Below are 18,882 nucleotides of genomic sequence, written 5' to 3'. Positions count from 1 at the left end.
TCAGACGTAAGGGTCCGGGTTGGGCAAGCCCAGCATCACAGCGCCATAGCTGCGCCCGTAGGCCATGTAGTTGTTGGCAATATGACCGCGTGCCTGGTGCAGGTCGCGGAACAACCGCGCCACGGGATTGGTGTTGTACAACCCGGAAGCCGCCATGCTGCGCAACAGGTCGTTCACCCGCTCGGCGCAGACATTGGTCACGTAGGCCGACTGGTAGCGATACAGCAGGCGAGTCTCGGTGTCGGGGTATTCGCCAGCACGTGCCAGGCTCATCAGGTGCTCGTAGTTGCGCTCCAGGACCAGGCGCAGGCTGTCGACGGTGATCATCGCTTCGGCAACAGCGGTCTGCGCCACCGGATCGTCTGCAGTACGGGCACCATGCTTGCCGATGTGCTTGGCTGCGTTGTCGCGAAACTCGTTGATCGCGCCTTGCAAGGCACCGATGGCCGAGGTCGAGACGGCGCGCGAGAATACTTGGGCAAAGGGAATCGCGTAGATCGGGTTGGTATTGAACTGGCGTCCTGGTGTCGCCTCAAGCGTCCAGTTATTAGTGCGTTGTACACGGTGCGCCGGGACGAACGCATCCTCGACCACGATGTCGTGACTGCCCGTACCGCGCAGGCCTAGCACGTCCCAATTGCGCACGATCTGATAGTCGTGACGAGGCAACAAGAACGTACCGTGTTCGGCCGCCAGATCGCCATCGGCTGGCAGGATGCCGCCCAGCAATATCCACTGGCAGTGCTCGCTACCGCTGGAGAATCCCCAGCGCCCGCTGATTCGGTAACCACCCTCCACCACCGTGACCTTGGCCGCCGGCATGTAAGTCGAGCAGATCAGCGCGCTGTGGTCATCCGCCCACACATCACGCTGCGCTTCTATCGGGTAACGCGCCAACTGCCAGGGGTGAACACCCATCACGCCATAGACCCAAGCCGTAGACATGCAGCCTTCCGCGAGGATGGTCTGGATTTCGAAGAACGTGCGCGGGTCCACTTCATAACCACCGAATGCCCGTGGTTGCAGGGCCCGCAGCAAGCCAGTGGATTGCAATTCGGCGATGCTTTCCTCTGGTACCTTCAAGTCCTTGTCGGCTTGTGCCGTACGCGCCTTGAGTGCCGGCACCAGGCGCCGAGCCCGTTCAAGCAGATCACGTTCGTCCTGGGTCTTTTCACGCATGCTGTGCATCACTCGATTCTCCCGATCTCACTGCGCCACTGCGCGAGGTGTGATGGATCATCGGATCGAGCGAGCAATCATTCATCGTCAAAGCGGACTAGAACACCGACACCGCAAGTCGCTAGTCCGTTGAGACGATGTTGGCAACGCACAGGACGGCGATATTCAGCCATCATCTATCGACCCCTCGGAGTAAGGGCAATGAGTATTTTGCAGCGTTTCCAGATGCAGGGCAGCGTCGCCATAGTGACCGGTAGCGGAAGAGGAATTGGTCGGGCGATTGCCTTGGCGTATGCCGAGGCCGGCGCCGATGTGGTGTGCTCGGCGCGGTCACTGGACGAGGTTCAAGCAGTGGCTGAAGAAATTCGTGGCATGGGTCGTCGCGCATCGGCTTTTGCGTGTGACGTCAACGAAACCGAACAACGCCAAGCGTTGGTGCGCCACAGTGTTGAACAGATGGGTCGCATCACTCATCTGGTGAACAATGTCGGTGGTGGAGGACCCAACGATCCGTTGACCATGACCCCCGACCAGTTCGCTCAGGTACTGAACTTCAATGTCGCGACCACTTACGCCTTCTGCCAATTATGTGTACCGCTGATGCGCGAGGCCGGTGGCGGTAACATCATCAATATCAGCTCCGTCGCCGCGCGTTATGCCCAACGCCATTTCAGTGCCTACGGTACGGCCAAGGCTGCGCTCAGCCACCTGACCCGCTTACTGGCCCAGGATTTCGCGCCGCAGATTCGGGTCAACGCCGTCGCCCCTGGCCCCACACTGACTGAAGCGCTGAACGGGGTGATGCCCGCCGCCATGCGCCAAACCATGGAAAACAACACACCTCTCAAATGCCTGGGTAAGCCACAGGACATCGCTGCAGCCGCGCTGTACCTCGCCAGCCCTGCTTCGGCGTGGGTCACCGGCAAGATCATCGATGTTGATGGCGGTGCAGATTCATCGGTCTGGCCTAGCTGAACCCGCTCCTTTCGGCTCGCCCCTGATGGTGTTGGGGCGAGCTTTTTTCTTTGTTCGATCAACGTATTCAATGGCCCGCTATTAACGCCAGTCGGCAACGATGTCGTGCTCCAACGCAAACGGCTGCGCCGCAATCGTTCTGCGTTGAAACCCGGGCGCCTGCTCGGCAGTCGCCAGCCATAACATGACAGCTGCCGGCACGTGCGGCGGGGCACTGCCTGCACGCAAGGCGATCAGGCCTTTATCGCCGATAGTAGCCTTGAGAGCTTCGGTGGTGACCACACCCGGATTAAGGGTGTAGGCACGGATGCCAGCCTCGCCCAACTCCGTGGTTAACACCCCGGACAATCGCGACACTGCAGCCTTGCCGGCACCATAGGCATAGCCCCAGCCACCCTTCGCTGCCGCCACCGGTGGATCGCTTTCGCCGGCGCCGGAGGTGACGTTGATCACCACCCCGCCGCCGCGCGTCACCATGTGCTCGGTTACCGCCCGAGTCAGCATGAACGGCGTGAGGATGTACCCCAGGAACATTCTTTCCAGGGTCTGCGACTGCAGCTCCATGAAACCGGCGTTAAGGTCACGCCCCTGATAGATCGCGTTATTGATCAGCACATCGATACGTCCATACTCAGCCAGCACCGCTTGGCAAGCGGCCAGGGCCGAGGCGCTGTCGAGCAGGTCCATGGGCACCACGAGCACCCGGCAGCCGAGATCACGCAATGCCTCGGCGGTGCCATTCAGGCTGCCAGCCAGTGGCATCCCATGGGCGTCGCGCAAGGCATGTTCGTGCTTCTCGCCCTCATTGACAGTGCGCGCGCTGATGGCCAGATCGAAACCGGCCCGGGCGAATGCCAATGCCGCCTCACGGCCAATGCCACGGCTGGCGCCAGTGATGAATGCGACCTTGTTCATACGGATTCCTTCTTAAAAATTTGAGGCGCGAACCATGGCGTCCATACCGCCATCGGCGAACACCACGCTGCCATGAACAAACGACGCTTGGGGTGATTGCAGGAACGCCACCAACCCGGCGATTTCGTCAGGTCGTCCGGCACGTCCCAAAGGCGCGACGAACTCGCGCGTCGACTTACCAAACCGGGCATCGTCCAGCGAGGCCTGATGCAGGGGAGTTTCTACTGCACCCGGCGCCACCACGTTCAGACGAATTCCCTCTTTGCCCCAACTCACAGCCAGACTGCGAGCATGGCGGCTGATCGCGCATTTAGAGGCGGCATAGGCCACGTGTGGCTGGCCAAGACTGTTGGCCAACGCTAGCGCCTGAGCCTCATCACCCGCCAGCATCATGTCGATCATTGGCTGGCCGGCAGGCCCCGAATGAGTCGCTGCAACCGAGCCGATCACCAGCGCAGCCGGGTGTTGCCCATGGGCTAATGCCCCGCGCAGGCCTTCCAGTAATTGGCTGACACCAAAGTAGTTGACCGCCAGGATCAATTCACACGAGGGCGCGGTGACACCGACTCCGGCGCAACAGATCAGCCCGTCGAGAACACCGTCGCACTGCTCAAGCACTTGCGCGATGGCGGCATCGCGACCTTGAGGAGTGGACAGGTCGGCAATCACCTCGGCGTTGCTGCGATCAATTCCGATGATCCGATGTCCAGCTGCGCGCATGGCCGCGCTGACGGCAGCACCGATTCCCGATGCGCTGCCGGTGATGGCAGTAATAGGCATAGACGTTCTCCGTGATAGTTGCGCCCAGTATCGACAGGGTATGTACCCGACGGCATCGTCTGTGCGGACTAAAAAAGCGATGGGCAGAAGCGCGGCTTGCCAGCGATGGCGTCATCAAAATCGCTATCGCCAACAAGCCGCCTCCTACAGGATGTGTGCCCAGTCCCAGACCCTGAACACCCGCACGGTCCGTGCAGGTGCCTGGCATCAGGCCTGGCGAAAGATCGGCGCGGCGAGTCGTGGCGGGGGCACCTTGATTTTCTCCGCCATCTTTAACGCAAGCCTGGGTTTGCCCAGGGCCACCACACTGTTGAGCATGATGCGCACCAGTTCGGTCTGGCGTCGCACGCCGGTCTTGGAGAAGATCGAGCGCAAGTGCGCTCGTGCCGTGTTGCGCCGGATATTCAGGGCTTCGGCGGCCTCCTCCAGCGACAAGCCATTGGCAAGTTCCATGGCCAAGGCAGTTTCAGCCTTGGTCAGGTTGAACAACTGCTTGGTCACTACTTCGCTTGCCAACGATTTGCTCGATGCATCGCGGATGTAAACCAGCGCAGCCGGTTGCCCCTTCTCCTCGGCCCAGTCCAGCGATGGAATGGACTCAACCACCACACCGAGATTCACCAGCCCGGAGGGTCGGGTTACTGACATTGCTTCGGCGTTTTTCGGTGCACCCGGGGCGAACGCACTGCGAATCAAACGTTGCAGCTCACGATTATCACTGGGATAAGTCGCCTCCAAACGCCCGCCGACCAGTTTCAGGCCGTCGGAGCGGGCCAGGATTTCCTCGGCCACCGGATTGATCTGCAACACGCTACCGCTCTCGTCGAGGACCAGAGTCGCCACCGATAAGCGACTGATGGCCTGGGAGTACAATTCACTCAGCGATTCGCTGCGGTCCAGCAAATTGTGCAGCTTCAAAGCCCGGCGTAGATGTGGCAGGAACAGGGTACATAGCGCACGATCGTTCGCGGAAAAGTTGGGTGCGTGTTTCGGACGCGTGGCGCGAAAGCGCAGCTTGCCGCCATACGGTGTGGAAATATCGGCCCCCATCAGGTGGTACACGTCATGCGGACCGCAGAACATCTTGAAGTAGACGTTATGCTCCCATTCCGTGGAAGTCATGATGTCGTCCACGGTGAACACCTGGTCCAACGGCTGGTTAGCGAACGGGGTATTGGTCTGCGGATAGGTCATGTAGGCGACATCATCGGCACCTTCGATGTCGCCGACGATAATCATCACGCCGGTATCGGGCTGGTCCGGCACCCGCAAAATCAGGGTGACGTAGTTGGCATCGTAGATTTTCAGGAAGCTTCTGAGGGCCTTGGCCATCAGTTTCGGATCGAGGGCGCCTTCATAGACTTCGCCTACTAACTGGCTGTAGCGCGTGAGGTCCAGGCCAAGGCTTGCCAGGGCTTCATGGGTCAAGACAACTTCTTGCATAGTCTTCTCCTCGCACGGGTAAGGACGACGTCCCTCCCTTATTTATTTTTATAATTTCGGCTCGGGAGTGCTCAAGGCTCCCCCTCTTGACTGCAACTTGCCTGCGGGCCCATGCAACTGGGCCCGCGCATCAGTTTCCCTACCGCCGATGTACTCCACAATAGGCCCGGCAGGTTTATTTTTTACTGCACGGAATCACGCGCGGCGGGGCTTTTTTTTTAGCTCAAACCGGCCCTGTTTTGCCGCAGCCCCAGGCGCCCGAACAGTGACCAACGGACGCCCTCGATTGAACCAGGCTGCCAGCGCCGGGAGTAGGAAAATCGCCCCCAACACGTTGACCAGGAACATAAACGACAGCAACACGCCCATGTCGGCCTGAAACTTCAGCGGCGCGAATGCCCAGGTACAGACGCCGATGGACATGGTCACTGCGGTGAATACCGCGGCAGTGCCTCGTTGGCACATGGCTTGATAAAACGCCTCCCGCAGATTGGCGCCACGCAGCATTTCGTGCTGGATGCGCTCGTATAGGTAGATGCCATAGTCGACACCCACGCCCACCCCAAGCGCCATCACCGGCAAGGTGGCGACTTTCAGGCCGATCCCCAGCAGGGTCATCAGGGCATTGCAAAGAATGGCTACAATCGCCAGTGGCACCAGAATGCACAGCACTGCGCGAATGGACAGGAAAGTCAGCCAGCAAAACAACGCCACTGAACCGAACAACGCTCCCAGCATGATGATCTCGGCGCGTTTGACCGCCTCGTTGGAAGCCGCCATGACGCCAACGTTGCCACCCGCCAGGAGGAATTCGACTTGCGGCGAATTAACCTCGGCAATGATCCGTTTGGCTTCGGTTATTGCATGGCTGACCGTGCTGCCTTCGTGGTCGGCCAGGAACACCAAAATCTGCATCTGCTGGCAGCCGTCAGTGACCATCCCGTCATCCGGCATATAGGCGCGCGCGCCTTGGCTGAGGCCGCGTGGCGAACCAGGGATAGCCGCCCAGCGCGGATTACCTTCGTTGTTGCCGGCAATCACCCGTTTGCCCATGTCCGCCACGCTCTGGATCGATTGAACGCCTGAGACAGTGCGCATGCGAAAGTCGAAAGCTTCCACTGCACGCATGACCGCAGGCGACAGGCAACCTTCCTCAACACCCTTGACCTGGACGAACACCGACATCACATCCAGGCCGATGGAGTAACTGTTGATGATCTTGGCGTTGTCCAGGTTGTAACGTGAGTCAGCTCGCAACTCCGGTGCTCCCGCACCAATATCGCCCACTGCCAGGTCGCGCGCCTTGTAGGCTCCGGCCAATAGCAACAACAGGCTCACGGCGAATACCCCAAGGGCCGGCCCTGGCTCGGCCAATGCCGACAGGCGCCACCATAGACGGTGCCTGCCGGCCGGTCGAGATTGTGCCCGGCGCAATAACTCAGGCTCCAGGTGCAGGTAGGAAATGATGATCGGCAACATCAGTTTGTTGGTGATGATCATCAGCATCACGCCAATGCACGCCGTTACCCCCAGTTCGTGGACGATGGGGATGTCGATCAACATGATCACCGCAAAGCCCAGTGCGTTCATCAGCAAGGCCAGGGAACCGGGAATGAATATCTTGCAGAACGCCGAACGCGCCGCGTCCCTGGAGCTACTGCCAGCCAGCACGTCCTGCTTCCAGGCGTTGGTCATCTGCACCGCGTGCGACACACCGATGGAGAAAATCAGGAAAGGCACCAGAATCGACATCGGGTCGATGCCCAGCCCCAGCAATGGCAACAACCCCAACAGCCATACCACCGGCAGCAGCGCGACCAGCAATGCCACCACGGTCAGGCGCAGGGAACGTGAATAGAGCCACAGCAATAGTCCGGTGATCACAAAGGCTACGACAAAGAAGCCGATCACCGTGTTCAACCCTTCGACGACATCGCCCACCAACTTGGCAAACCCGACAATGTTGATCTCGATATCGGGGCTGTTGTACTTGCCGCGAATTTCTTCCAGGCGCTTGGCGATGTCGACATAGGACACCGGCTGGCCGGTCTTGGGATCGGTGTCCTGCAAATCGGCACGGACCATGGCCGACTTCAGATCGTTGGCTACCAGCCGGCCAACCTGCCCGGAAGCTGCAGTGTTGCTGCGCACCTGCGCCAGGTCCTCGCGGGTGCCACTAAAACGGGGTGGCACCACCACGTCGCCAAAAAAACCTTCCTCGGTGATTTCGATGTAGCGCACGTTGGCAGTAAACAACGACGTCACGCTGGGACGACTGACCCCCGAGATGAAAAACACATCGTCAGTGACTTTGCGCAGGGTCTCGAGAAATTCCGGGTTGTAAATATCGCCGTCGCCCTTCCAATGCACGCTGACCAGGAAACGATTGGCACCGGTAAAGTAGCGGCTGAACTTGAGGAAGTTGACCATGTACGCATGACGCACCGGGATCTGTTTGTTGAACCCCGGATCGAGTTGCGTGTGGGTAGCGCTGTAGCCCAAGCCCAGTGTCACCAGAACGAACAGCACCAGCAGGCCCTTGCGCCGGGCCATGAGGTGATCGGCGCACGTTGCTACGCAACGTGTCACCCAGTGTTTATCTTGATTCATTGCCCCGCCTCTCATTTACTGGGTGGCCTGTGTGGCCGCTAGGGCAGCAACGCTGCCAGCTGTACCTTGCAAGACACCGCGCTCACCGCCGACCAACAAGCGCGAGCCCACCATCGTCGCCGAAGTCAACGTGCCCAGCCCCACCAGGCGCCCAACGCCAACGAGCGCGCCCTGCTCATCCAGACGCACCACCGAGCTGCCCGCACCGACGATCACCAACCCCGTGTGATCTGGCAGCAGCACATGGCCGTACAGCGGCAGTTGATTGCCGACATTGATCTGGGTCCAGCTGTTGCCAAAATCGTGGCTGACGAACACATGCCCGCGCATGCCGTAGGTCACCCAGTTGTCTGCGCTTAAACGCACGATGCCGAACAACGAACCGCTGTAGAACGCGGGCAACGTCTGCCAATGCTGGCCGGCGTCGGACGTACGCAGGACCAGCCCCTGCTCCCCCACCAGCATGCGGCGACCATCCTCACCACCGGCCATGCTGTTCAAGTGCGCGCTGTCGATGTCCAGCACTTGCGGTGTCCAGGTCTGCCCGGCGTCCAGGGATTGGTAGAATTTGCCGAAACTGCCGAAGGCCATGACGCTGTCACCACCGGCGGTCCAGATGCCCAGCAACGGTTCGCCCAGATCGGCGTCGTAGCGAATTTCCTGCCAATGATTGCCGGCGTCCGTAGAGCGCAGGATCCAGCCGTCATGCCCGACGGCCAATAGGCGTTCGCCGTCCAGTGCCACCACAGCGGTCAGGGTGGCATCGCGTTGCGGAGCGACGCTGGCTGGCTGCCAACTGACGCCTTGGTCATCGCTGAGCAGAATGCTGCCGCGCTCGCCAACGGCGACTACACGCGAGCCAAGATTGAGCAGACCGTTGATTTGCACTCGGTCGGGACGCGTCGCCAATAGCTCTTCTTGCGGAGGGGATTTGGGAGAGAAGGTGTAGCCGATGGTCAGGGCGACCACCAGGCAGACCACATAGCCGATCACAGAACGCATGGGAAACGCTCCTGCTCGGGGCACGTGTGCATGGGGCAAGTCATAGGGCCAATCCTCTTGTTCTTGTCAGGCGCCAGGGCATGCGAGGCAAGCGCAATGGGCGTTGCCTCTGAGGAATAGTCGGCGCAAGGCCTGGGGGGCACATCGTCCAAATGGCTTATGCAATGGCACAAATGGCGTATCGGTTGCGCAATATTGCGGTGTCTGTGCGACACCGCGTCATGGCCATGCGCTGAAAAACCTGGCGGATGCAGGCGATCAGGCGATGTACAGGATCACCAGGTCGTTGATCACTGATGGGCGATCCTGGCCCACTACATGAGTGGTGAGTTCCAGAGTCAACTGGGTGCCTCGCGCTGACAGATCGACTTTTTTGACCCGTGCTCGAGAATGAATGCGTGACCCCGCCGGTACCGGCGCCGGGAACCGCAGGCGGTCAGAACCGTAGTTGATCTGGGTGGTGAAGCCGCTGATCTCGAAGCCCAGCGCCAGCGTCATCCGTGACTGCAACACCTGCACCAAAGCACCGTGGGCAATGGTGCCACCGAATGGACTTTGCAGGCGCGCCCGCTCTGGATCGGTATGAATCCAGTAATTGTCGCCGGACAGCTGGGCAAAAGCGTCGATCAGCGCCTGATCGACCACCACGACATTGCTCCAGTCGCAAAACTGATCGCTGACCAGCGCCTGCAAGGCCGGCCCATCATTGAGGTCGATCTGGCGAACCGCAGGCTGCTGCAAGGCTGCAGCCTGCGACGCGCTGTCCTCAACGGGCAGCGATTCGAGGCTCGCTGCATCTTGGTCAAGCCCGGTGAAGCGCAGCAATCGGTTGCCCTTGGCGTCAACTTCGGCAAACACCGGTTGCAACGACATGCCGATCCGGATTTGGTCTTCGTCAAGGCCTACCAGGTTAGTGTTGATGCGTACCCCTTGGGCCAGCTCGACCACCGCCAGTTTTTGCGGCATTTCATCAATGAAGTCAGGCAACGTCGCGATGCGCGTCACCGTGTAGCTGTACAACGTCGCGGCGCCGTCGACTTCGCGCCACGCCAAGTCGTGTTCCAGGCATACCGGGCAATGTCGGCGCGGGTAAAAATTCCAATGCGCACACGCGTTGCATTGCTGGATCAACAGGCGGCGAGCCTTCAGGCCCTCCCAGAACGGTGCAGAGATTTGCGTCGCGACCGGCATCGGTTTGTTGTTGGACATGTGCTTATGCTCCCTGAAGTATCAATGCGCCCTGCTCGCTCATCACGCCACCAGTGCCGGACACGTAAACGTTGTCGCAGCGCCCCAGTTGGCGCTCACCGGCAGAACCTGAGATCTGCGTCACCGCTTCGATCACCTGGCTCATGCCTCCGGCCGAGGCCGACTGGCCGAAGCTGAGTTGCCCGCCGTGGGTATTCATGGGGAAATCGCCACGCCAGGTCAGGTCGTGTTCACGCACAAACGCCATGCCCTCACCCTTGCCACAAAAACCGGCGTCTTCCAGCGTCAGCAACGTGGTGATGGTGTAGCAGTCATAGATCTGCGCGGCATCGACGTCTTTGGGCTTGAGCCCGGCCATGCTGAAAGCCCGCTGCGAGGCAGGACCAATCGGCGTGTGCAGCATGTCCTCGGCATAGGATGGCGATTTGAACGCCAGGTGCTCGCCGAAGCCGGTGATGAAGGCCGGCCGTTTGCGGGCACGTGCGGCTACTTCTTTGTTGGTGATAATCATCGCGGCGCCACCGGCCACTGGCATGACGATTTCCAGTACATGCAGTGGGTCAGCCACCACTTTGCTCGCCAGCACTTGCTCGATGGTCAACGGCTGCCCGTAAAACATCGCCTGCGGATTGGCCAAGGCGTTGGTACGTTGGTCGACGGCAATCTTGGCCATGGCCCGTTGGTCGTAGTCGTATTGCGCGGCGTAACGCTGGGCAATCATCGCGTAGCCGGTGTTCTGGCCCATGTGCCCGTAAGGCAGGTCGAACTCGGCCTCGGGTGCACCGAACGCTGTGCTGTGGCCGCCGAAACGCATGGCCCGGACCATCCAGCTCGGATCTTCGTCCGGGCCCAACGGCGCCATGCGCGCCGGGATGACACACAACACGGCCTGGCACAGGCCCAGTTCAATGGCGGCTGCGGCGCGCCAGACCATGCCCACCGAGGTGCAACCACCCAGGTCCACCACTTCGGCGAAGTTCAAGCGCAGCCCCAGGTATTCGGCAGCCATCGCCGGCACGAAGACTGAGGCTTCATGAAACTGCGGGCCGTTGATCACCAGCCCGTCCAGGTCCGAGGCTTTAAGGCCTGCATCTCGCAATGCCTGGGCCGCCAGATCGGCGACTTGCTCAAGGTGAAACATCTTGGGTGCCGTCGCGTATTTTTCCGGCTTGTATTGTGCGGTGCCCACAATGGCCGCGTGCCCTTTAAGCCCCATAGTGCCTCCCTGCCGAAGCGCAACGCTTCGGCCGTATTCCAGGTATGTTGGTAGACCGGGGCTCAAACAGATGCCCCGGACAATGAGTGGTCAATCAGAAGGTGTATTTCATCGAGAACGTGGCGTAGTCACGGTCGGCGAATGGACGGTTGATCGGGTCGGGCTCCCCCAGGTAAGCGATGTATTTCAAGCCCAGTTCCAGGTTGCTCAAATACTTGAAGGTTGTGCCCACACTGAGTCGTCGGTCGCCTTGCACGCCGGAGATGCTTCCGGCCATTGGCGTGGAGCCGCTGAACACGTTGGAGAAGCTGAGGGGGACTTCCAGATCCCAGCCTTGGAAAACTCCCGGATAACTGAACGATGCGCCCACGGTGTAGGCGCTGGATGATTTGGTTCGAAAGCCGGCACTGGTGCTGTAGGTGTAGTCATTGGAAGGCGCCACTAGCGTTGCTACCGAAGGCAGCAGGTTTAAACCTTGTAGGTTGGGTGCGGCCGAAGTGGATTCGACGCTGTCGACCTGCACGCGGACAATTTCGGCAGTCAGGCTGGTCTGACTGGCCCAGGGACGGTCCCCCAGAATACGGATTGCAGACAATTGCATCTGCTGGCCCTTGCCTCGTGCCGGGACTGCGCCAAGGCCGGTATTGACCATCACCGGCGCACCGTCGCGGTACGACCATTCGGCGCCAACCTGGGTTTCGCCAAGCTTGGTCGAGGCACTGATGCCCGTCAGTTTGATGTCTTCGAAGTACTTCACCCGATACCCGTCGATCGCCAGGGCGTACCGGCCGCCACCGACCGGCAACGGGTCGTAGCCGACCAATGCGGTGGCGGGGTTTTTGTCGTGGTAATTGACGTGAAACAGTGACAGTTCAACTGCCGGCACCGGACGATAACGCACCTGCACGCCCCATTGGCCGCCATCACGAGGCTCGTCGGTGCCGCGGTAGGTGACTTTTTGGCCGTTGGCATAGATGAATTCACGACCCGGTCCCACCACATCGCTGCTCGACAGGTAACTGCCCACCGGCGGCAGTTCGGTACCCTTCCATTCGTACTGCACGTACGCACCCAAGGTCACTTGAGGGTTCAGGCGGAACGAACCGGAGAACTGGCCTACGGGCAACAGCACTTCCTTGACTTCCACACCTGGCTGCGACGCTTTTACCGCATCGGAGGGGTTTTGCACGCCATTCACGCCTGGGTAGTACAAGCTCTCGCCCCAGGATTCGATATGCCGCCCAGCCTTGACGTCGAGCATGGTGTCGTTGTCAAAACGCCAGCCGCTGAACACATAGGCGTCCAGCAGGCGGGTACGACCGCCGCTGTAATAACGGGTGTCGCTGGTGAACTCGTCGTTGCTCCCGTTTTTGTTGACCGTGGCCGGCGAATCGTTGTCGTTCTTGCGGTGGTAAACGTCGTCGTAGAACGTACTGGCACGCACCACTGCGCCGTAGTTGTCCTTGCGCAGAATCATTTCTCCGAGTGCGCCCACCCGGTTGGTGGTAAGACTGCCGCGATCGAAGTTGCGGTTAGCATCGTCGGCGTTGATCGTCATCAAGCGATCGCTCTGCTTGCCGGTGCGCACGCCGACGCCGTAACTGGTGGTCACTGACCAATCCATGGTCGCCCCGTTGTCAAATTCGACCGTATCACCCGCCCATACAGGCGTGGACACCAGTGCAATGGCTGCTGCCAGGCTGGTAACCTGAAACGCGCTCGACCCCATGACCGTAGAGTTTTTGTTATTTTTCTTGATCACACTGACTCTCCTGAAGGGCAACCGATTGGCTGCCTGGAATGTTCAACACTGCTGCCGTGCCGTCCGCTCAAAACACATCGAGCGGTGTAACAGCGCTTTCTCCCCTTACAGCACACCGGTAGCGAAGCCGCCCCCGATCCTCTTCCCGCACCAGCGACCCTTCGGCCACCAGGTAGTTGGCATGGGCCAACGTTTCGCCAAGCGCCATCAGTTCGTCGAAGCGACCCGACAACCTGGGAAATAAAACGGCCACCAGTTCAAGCACAGTGCGTGGCTCGTCACAGCTGGCCAGCATCAGCGCCAGATGCGCCCGATGGTGGGCGTCCAGTTGATCCAGGCGGTGATGCAAGTTAAAGAAGGGCCGTTCATGGGCCGGCAGCACCAACACGCTGTCAGGCAGAACGCGCAGATGCTCGATGGAGTCGAGCCAGTCGCGCAGCGGATTGGCCAATGGCTCGGTGGCATGCACACCGACCGTGGAAGTGATACGCGGCAGGACCTGGTCGCCGGATATCAGCAATCCGTCCTCGGCGGTATACAAGCAGGCATGCTCCGGCGAGTGGCCGCGACCGATTACCACCTGCCAGGTACGACCACCGATACGCAGAAGGCTGCCTTCTCGCAAACGACGGTGATGGTTCAGTGGCGCTGGCAAGAAATGGGCGTTGCTCATCACCGTAAACAGCTCGGCACTGTGCTCATCGCCGACACCGGCCTTGCGGTAAAAGTCGAGAAAGTCCCAGCCCGGTGGCTGACTGGCGGGAAACCTGACATGCAACGACTGAAACTCGCTGGCGGTCATGTACACCGGGCAGTGGAATCGCTCCGACAACCACGCCGCTACCCCGGCATGATCTGAATGAAAATGCGTGCAGATCACCGCCAGCAGCGGCAAGCCCGCGCACACCTCACTCAGCACCCGGTCCCAGACTTCGCGGGTCTGCTCGGTATTCATCCCGGTATCGACTACCACCCAACCGTCGGTGTGGCGCAGTAGATAGAGGTTGATGTGGTCCAGGCGAAACGGTAGCGGCATGCGCAGCCACCAGACACCGGGCGCCACTTCGCGCACTTGTCCGGCTTCAGGTGCCTGCGGCCATGGATAGCGCAGGCCGCCCCGCAGCTCGTGACCATTGGCATCCAGCTCAGTCATGGTCTTTCACCGCAAAGGGAGCCAGACCGGCCCGCGTCAGCGCCTCGTCGGAATAAGGCACGTACGTGCGGGTTTGCTCATCACGGATAAACAGCGGATCGCTGCAACGCGCCGGACAGTAGCCTTGGCGCTGCAGATCGACCTTGCGCAACTTGAAGCTGGCCGTGAGGTCTGCCGCCTGAGTGACCCGTACAAACACCGGCGCTGCGTAACGCGGCAGGCGCGCCTCGGTCAGCGCGAACAACGAATCCGGCTCGAACGCCTGCCCCTCCTGCATCAATACCGCGGCCATCCCGGCGCGGCCCTCATGGCCCGGTACCTGAACCCCATAGATGTTGATCAGTTCAAGGCCTGGCAGATCGCTCAGCGCATCAGCCACTTCCTGGGTTGAAACGTTCTCGCTCTTCCAGCGATAGGTGTCGCCAATGCGATCGACAAAATAGCAGTAGCCATCAGCGTCCTCGCGCAGCAGGTCGCCAGAGCTCCAGTAGGCGTCACCTTCGCGCAGCACATTGCGCCGGATCTTGCTTTCGGTAGCCTCGGCGCAGGTGTAGCCCTCGAATCGACCGCCGCCAATGTTCGGATGGTCGACGATAAAGCCCATGGCCTCGCCTATTTCACCGACTTCACACAGCTGATAGAAACCGTTTTCGTCTCGCGGGTGACACTCGTTTTCGATGTCATAGCGCACCAGCCGAAGGTTGGTTTTGTTCCAGTCCGGCACGCGACCACAGGAACCGAAATAGTTGTCGACGTTGATCAACGCAGCATTGGCTTCGGTGGCGCCCCAGCCCTCGAACACCCGAATCTGGCCAAAGCGCTCCAACCAGCGCTGCCAGGTATCGGGTGACAAACCGGCACCCAGCATGCAGCGCAGACTGTGCTCGCGCTCGCCTGCTTGCACCGGGTGATTGAGCAGGTAGCGGCAAATCTCTCCGATATACTGGAATACGCTGATCTGATGACTCGCCACATCTTTCCAGAACTCGCGCATGCTGAACCTGCGGCGCACGACGATGGACGCACCGGCACGCAACGCGGTAGAGGTGACCGAGGTGGCGGCCGCACCGTGATACAGCGGCAGGCAGCAATAAAAAACGTCTTCGCAGGTGACTTGCAGAGTGGCTTCCATCACATCGCCCGATGACATCCAGCGCATATGGCTATAACGCGCAGCCTTGGGCAATCCGGTGGTGCCCGAGGTAAAAATCAGCAGCGTCGTGGCCTGAGCCTCAATGTGCGCACGGATATCCCGGGGGAATGGCGTACGCGGAGCTTTCTCCAGGCGCGCATCGAAATGCCCGTCGATACCTTTGGGTAGCGGTCCTGCCCATGGATTTTCCGGGTCGTGGATCACCCAACACGGCAGTTGCGGAAAATCCTCGGTGGCCTGGACATTCGCCAGGCATTCCTCACCGATAACCAACGCCTTGGCGCCGCACGTTTGCAACGCATGCAGCAGCGCACGGCCACTGACCTGGGTATTGATAAAAGCGACCACCACGCCGAGCTTGACCAGACCGAACCAGGTGCAAAAAAATGCCGGGCGGTTGTCCATGGCCAGGGCGCAGACATCGCCGGCGCGCAAGCCATTGGCATAAAAGGTGTGTGCCATTTGATTGGCCCGCGCATCGACCTCGAGGTAGCTGAGGCGCTGCTCGCCGTAGATCAGGAAGGTACGTTCACCTTGTTCGCGGGCCTGTTGTTCCAAACGGTCGGCCAAGGTGTAGCGATCACCAGGCTTGATCAACCCGGCGGCAGCCGAGCGCTGGTCAAGCAGTGCCTGAGTTTGCTCACGAGGTACAGGCCGGGCAGGCAGGACGCCAGACATGTCATTCAGGTTCATTGCGCCAGCTCCTGGGTGATTGCTTGATAGGCGAGGTAATCCGAGTAGCCAGCCGAGCCCGGGGTGTAGAGGGTTTTTCGATCGAAGCGGGTCAACGGCAAACCGCACTTCAAACGTTCGACCAAATCCGGGTTTGCAATAAAGTGACGACCAAACGACACAGCAGCCCCCTCGCCCGACGCGAGCGCGGCACTGGCCGAAGGACCGTCAAAACCGTCGTTGAGAATCAGCGCATGGGGGCTGTGCATCCGCGCCAGCGCGAAGGCGTCGAGGTCTGCCAGCGGGGATCGCATGATGTGCAGATACGCCAGGCCCAGCGGCGCTACGGCCTCGCACAAAGCGGCCGCAGTGGCAGCGGGCTCGCGGTCTTCGATGTCGTTGTAGGGGTTGCCGGGACACAAACGAAAACCGACCCGACCCGCGCCAATCGCATCGGCCAGCGCCTCGATCACTTCGCTGGCGAAACGCACCCGTCCTGCCACGTCGCCGCCGTAGGCATCGTTGCGTTGGTTGCTGCCCGAGGCCATGAATTGCATCGGCAGATAGCCACTGGTGCAGTGCAACTCGACACCGTCGAAACCAGCCAGGCGCGCATTCAACGCAGCCTGACGATAATCTTCAATGACCTCACGGATACCTTCCAGCGTCAGCGCCTGTGGTTCGTCTGTGTCCACCAGCCCTGCGGCGTCACTGAACACCTGAGTACGCGCACGCAGTGCAGAAGGTGCCACCGTGGCCGCGCCCAACGGTTTGTTGTACTGGCTGGCAGCACGACCGACGTGCATCAATTGCAAGACAATGCGCCCGCCCTCGGCATGCACAGCGTCGGTGACCTGGCGCCAACCTGCGATCTGCTCGCGGCTGTAGATGGCTGGCGTACGGCAATAGCCGAGGCCGCTTGCGGACGGTGCGGTCCCTTCGGCCACGATCAAACCGGCACTGGCGCGCTGGCGGTAGTACTCGACCATGTCGCTGCCGGGCACCGCATCGACCAGGGCGCGACTGCGCGTCATGGGCGCCATGACAATGCGGTTTGCCAGTTGCAGCTCGCCCAGGGTAACCGGCTCGAACAAGACGCTCATTTCAATTCCTCAGCTTCTTATTATTCTCAGGCTGTCGCAGGGCTTGCCACGCAGGGCAAGCGCTGACATGGCAGCGAATATGGGCTGAATGATTGACCGTGAACGTGAGTGAAACATCGTCCGACAAGACTAGGTCGGCTATCGTGCGGGGCGGCTGGCGAAGAACGGAAAAGATGGTCTGAATGGACGATGAAAAAAACCTTTAGCCGGTCGAGCATCGCCCCAATTAGAACAAAACCGGGAGCACCCGCAGTGAACCAATCCAACCCCGTGACATGGCGAACGCACTACGCGCTCTTCGTGCTCGCCAGCATCTATGTGTTCAATTACATCGACCGCCAATTGATGGCGATTCTGATCGAGCCGGTGAAGCTCGAGTTCGGTATATCCGATACCGACATCGGCCTGCTTTCAGGCGTGACGTTCGCGGTGTTCTACACCGTATTCGGCTTTCCGTTGGGGCGCCTTTCGGACCGGATTGGACGCAAACCGGTGATTGCCTTCAGCTGCATTGCCTGGAGCCTGATGACCATGCTGTGCGGTATGGCAGGCAACTTCCTGACACTGGTATTGGCACGTGTCGGCGTGGCTGTCGGTGAGGCCGGGGGAACAGCACCATCAGTGGCCATGGTCTCGGACTTGTACCCGGCACATCGCCGCTCTACAGCATTGTCGGTGTTGATGCTCGGCTCCAGCCTGGGAGCAATTGTCGGCCTGGGACTGGGCGGCTGGATCGCTCAGCACCACGGTTGGCGCTACGCCTTCTTGCTGATCGGTTCTCCTGGGATTTTCCTCGGTTTGCTTCTGCTATTGACCGTGCGTGCGCCGAACCGAGTGGCAGCGCTGGGCACAGCCTCTGCGCCACAAGATGGCTGGTTCAAGACACTGGTCGAGTTGTTTCGCGTGCCCTCTTTTCTGTGGCTGGTACTCACTGGTGGTGCGGCAGCGATTGCCGGTTACGCCATCGGTACCTGGAGCCCGAGCTTCCTGATCCGTTCTCACGGCCTCAACGTGCAACAGGCTGGATTCCTGGTCGGCGTGGTGGGCGGCGGCGGCGCGACCATTGGCACGCTGACCTGCGGCATGCTCACAGACCGCATGGCGCGTCGTGATGCCGGTTGGCAAATCGGCGTACCGCTGCTGGGTACGCTGATCAGCATTCCCTTCGCCCTGGCCTACTTCCTCTGGCCCCAAGGCACGGCGTTCCATATCGGCAGTATCGCGGTGCCCCAAGCGTTCATGTTCTACAGTGTGTTCGCGTTTTTTGGTGTGTGGTGGGCAACACCGTGCCTGAGTGCCATCACCCACCTGTTTCCTGCTACGCGACTGGCACAGGCAACGGCGATCTTCGTAATGTCCATGACCTTGCTGGGCGTCGGTGTCGGACCACTGCTGGTGGGCATGCTCAGCGATTTCTTCGTGCCGACTCTGGGCAGTGAATCCCTGCGCTACGCGTTGGCTTCGTCAGTGTCGCTGCTGGTATTGGCCAGCGTCTTCCTGATCCTGGCACTGCCACGTTATCGGCAGCAGATAAAGAACCCAGCCTCCCTGGTCCCAACGGTACAAGCCGTGCCCGCCTGACCCCTCACCTTCCATCGGTACAAGCCTTGCCCGCCTGACCCCGCACCTTCCATCGCGCCGCTGCTAACTCGCCAGGTTGCAGCGGCTTTTTTTGCTCTTCGAACAATCCCGAGGGGTACACAACGACGT

14 protein-coding genes are annotated in these 18,882 nt (G+C 60.3%); 2 read left to right on the top strand and 12 right to left on the bottom strand.

Features of this window, described 5'->3' with window-relative positions; all coding sequences use genetic code 11:
* Positions 1–1,188, bottom strand: a complete 1,188-nt coding sequence (locus ACQR3R_RS03840; RefSeq protein WP_428270682.1) for an acyl-CoA dehydrogenase family protein — start codon at positions 1,186–1,188, stop codon at positions 1–3.
* Between the two features lie 192 nt (positions 1,189–1,380).
* Here ACQR3R_RS03840 and ACQR3R_RS03835 point away from each other — a divergent pair, with 192 nt between their 5' ends.
* Positions 1,381–2,154, top strand: coding sequence for a glucose 1-dehydrogenase (locus ACQR3R_RS03835; protein ID WP_428270681.1), 774 nt, complete (start codon positions 1,381–1,383; stop codon positions 2,152–2,154).
* An 81-nt stretch (positions 2,155–2,235) separates the two neighbouring features.
* Here ACQR3R_RS03835 and ACQR3R_RS03830 read toward each other — a convergent pair whose 3' ends face one another.
* The 11 genes from ACQR3R_RS03830 to ACQR3R_RS03780 form a co-directional block, all read right to left on the bottom strand.
* Positions 2,236–3,069 carry an SDR family NAD(P)-dependent oxidoreductase gene (locus ACQR3R_RS03830; RefSeq protein WP_428270680.1) on the bottom strand — a complete coding sequence of 278 codons (834 nt, stop codon included), beginning with the start codon at positions 3,067–3,069 and terminating at the stop codon, positions 2,236–2,238.
* A gap of 12 nt (positions 3,070–3,081) precedes the next feature.
* Entirely contained in the window at positions 3,082–3,849 is a 768-nt protein-coding gene (locus ACQR3R_RS03825; protein WP_428270679.1) for an SDR family oxidoreductase, read from the bottom strand.
* Positions 3,850–4,056: 207 nt separating this feature from the next.
* Entirely contained in the window at positions 4,057–5,292 is a 1,236-nt protein-coding gene (locus ACQR3R_RS03820) for a LuxR C-terminal-related transcriptional regulator (protein WP_428270678.1), read from the bottom strand.
* A 195-nt stretch (positions 5,293–5,487) separates the two neighbouring features.
* Entirely contained in the window at positions 5,488–7,902 is a 2,415-nt protein-coding gene (locus tag ACQR3R_RS03815; protein WP_428270677.1) for an efflux RND transporter permease subunit, read from the bottom strand.
* Between the two features lie 15 nt (positions 7,903–7,917).
* Positions 7,918–8,904, bottom strand: coding sequence for a YCF48-related protein (locus tag ACQR3R_RS03810; RefSeq protein WP_428270676.1), 987 nt, complete (start codon positions 8,902–8,904; stop codon positions 7,918–7,920).
* Between the two features lie 258 nt (positions 8,905–9,162).
* Positions 9,163–10,113 (bottom strand): OB-fold domain-containing protein, encoded by a 951-nt coding sequence (locus ACQR3R_RS03805; protein ID WP_428270675.1) that lies wholly within the window; start codon positions 10,111–10,113, stop codon positions 9,163–9,165.
* A 4-nt stretch (positions 10,114–10,117) separates the two neighbouring features.
* A complete protein-coding gene (locus ACQR3R_RS03800) occupies positions 10,118–11,329 on the bottom strand; it encodes a thiolase C-terminal domain-containing protein (RefSeq protein ID WP_428270674.1) in 1,212 nt (403 codons plus the stop codon).
* A 94-nt stretch (positions 11,330–11,423) separates the two neighbouring features.
* The gene (locus ACQR3R_RS03795) at positions 11,424–13,091 is read right to left on the bottom strand and encodes a DUF1302 family protein (protein ID WP_428270673.1); all 1,668 of its coding nucleotides are present in this window, start codon (positions 13,089–13,091) and stop codon (positions 11,424–11,426) included.
* Between the two features lie 67 nt (positions 13,092–13,158).
* A complete protein-coding gene (locus ACQR3R_RS03790) occupies positions 13,159–14,244 on the bottom strand; it encodes an MBL fold metallo-hydrolase (RefSeq protein WP_428270672.1) in 1,086 nt (361 codons plus the stop codon).
* Positions 14,237–16,090: a long-chain-acyl-CoA synthetase gene (locus ACQR3R_RS03785; RefSeq protein ID WP_428270671.1), complete on the bottom strand. Its 1,854-nt coding sequence runs from the start codon at positions 16,088–16,090 to the stop codon at positions 14,237–14,239. The genes ACQR3R_RS03790 and ACQR3R_RS03785 overlap by 8 nt, the downstream gene beginning before the upstream one ends.
* Complete coding sequence (locus ACQR3R_RS03780; RefSeq protein ID WP_428270670.1) at positions 16,087–17,172, bottom strand: oxidoreductase; 1,086 nt, start codon at positions 17,170–17,172, stop codon at positions 16,087–16,089. The genes ACQR3R_RS03785 and ACQR3R_RS03780 overlap by 4 nt, the downstream gene beginning before the upstream one ends.
* A 252-nt stretch (positions 17,173–17,424) precedes the next feature.
* On the opposite strand from ACQR3R_RS03780, the gene ACQR3R_RS03775 reads away from it, so the two are divergent.
* Positions 17,425–18,753, top strand: a complete 1,329-nt coding sequence (locus tag ACQR3R_RS03775; RefSeq protein ID WP_428270669.1) for an MFS transporter — start codon at positions 17,425–17,427, stop codon at positions 18,751–18,753.
* Positions 18,754–18,882: the final 129 nt, after the last annotated feature.

Origin of the sequence: Gordonia sp. IEGM753 (assembly GCF_050321825.1) — a bacterium.
Lineage (GTDB): Bacteria > Pseudomonadota > Gammaproteobacteria > Pseudomonadales > Pseudomonadaceae > Aquipseudomonas.
The sequence above is the reverse complement of the archived record's forward strand: the minus strand, read 5'-3'. Positions and strand labels throughout refer to the sequence as shown.

Bases quoted from the DNA above. Each gene is read 5' to 3' on its own strand.
- ACQR3R_RS03840 (WP_428270682.1), bottom strand. From the start codon at position 1,188: ATGCACAGCATGCGTGAAAAGACCCAGGACGAACGTGATCTGCTTGAA.
- ACQR3R_RS03835 (WP_428270681.1), top strand. From the start codon at position 1,381: ATGAGTATTTTGCAGCGTTTCCAGATGCAGGGCAGCGTCGCCATAGTG.
- ACQR3R_RS03830 (WP_428270680.1), bottom strand. From the start codon at position 3,069: ATGAACAAGGTCGCATTCATCACTGGCGCCAGCCGTGGCATTGGCCGT.
- ACQR3R_RS03825 (WP_428270679.1), bottom strand. From the start codon at position 3,849: ATGCCTATTACTGCCATCACCGGCAGCGCATCGGGAATCGGTGCTGCC.
- ACQR3R_RS03820 (WP_428270678.1), bottom strand. From the start codon at position 5,292: ATGCAAGAAGTTGTCTTGACCCATGAAGCCCTGGCAAGCCTTGGCCTG.
- ACQR3R_RS03815 (WP_428270677.1), bottom strand. From the start codon at position 7,902: ATGAATCAAGATAAACACTGGGTGACACGTTGCGTAGCAACGTGCGCC.
- ACQR3R_RS03810 (WP_428270676.1), bottom strand. From the start codon at position 8,904: ATGCGTTCTGTGATCGGCTATGTGGTCTGCCTGGTGGTCGCCCTGACC.
- ACQR3R_RS03805 (WP_428270675.1), bottom strand. From the start codon at position 10,113: ATGTCCAACAACAAACCGATGCCGGTCGCGACGCAAATCTCTGCACCG.
- ACQR3R_RS03800 (WP_428270674.1), bottom strand. From the start codon at position 11,329: ATGGGGCTTAAAGGGCACGCGGCCATTGTGGGCACCGCACAATACAAG.
- ACQR3R_RS03790 (WP_428270672.1), bottom strand. From the start codon at position 14,244: ATGACTGAGCTGGATGCCAATGGTCACGAGCTGCGGGGCGGCCTGCGC.
- ACQR3R_RS03785 (WP_428270671.1), bottom strand. From the start codon at position 16,090: ATGAACCTGAATGACATGTCTGGCGTCCTGCCTGCCCGGCCTGTACCT.
- ACQR3R_RS03780 (WP_428270670.1), bottom strand. From the start codon at position 17,172: ATGAGCGTCTTGTTCGAGCCGGTTACCCTGGGCGAGCTGCAACTGGCA.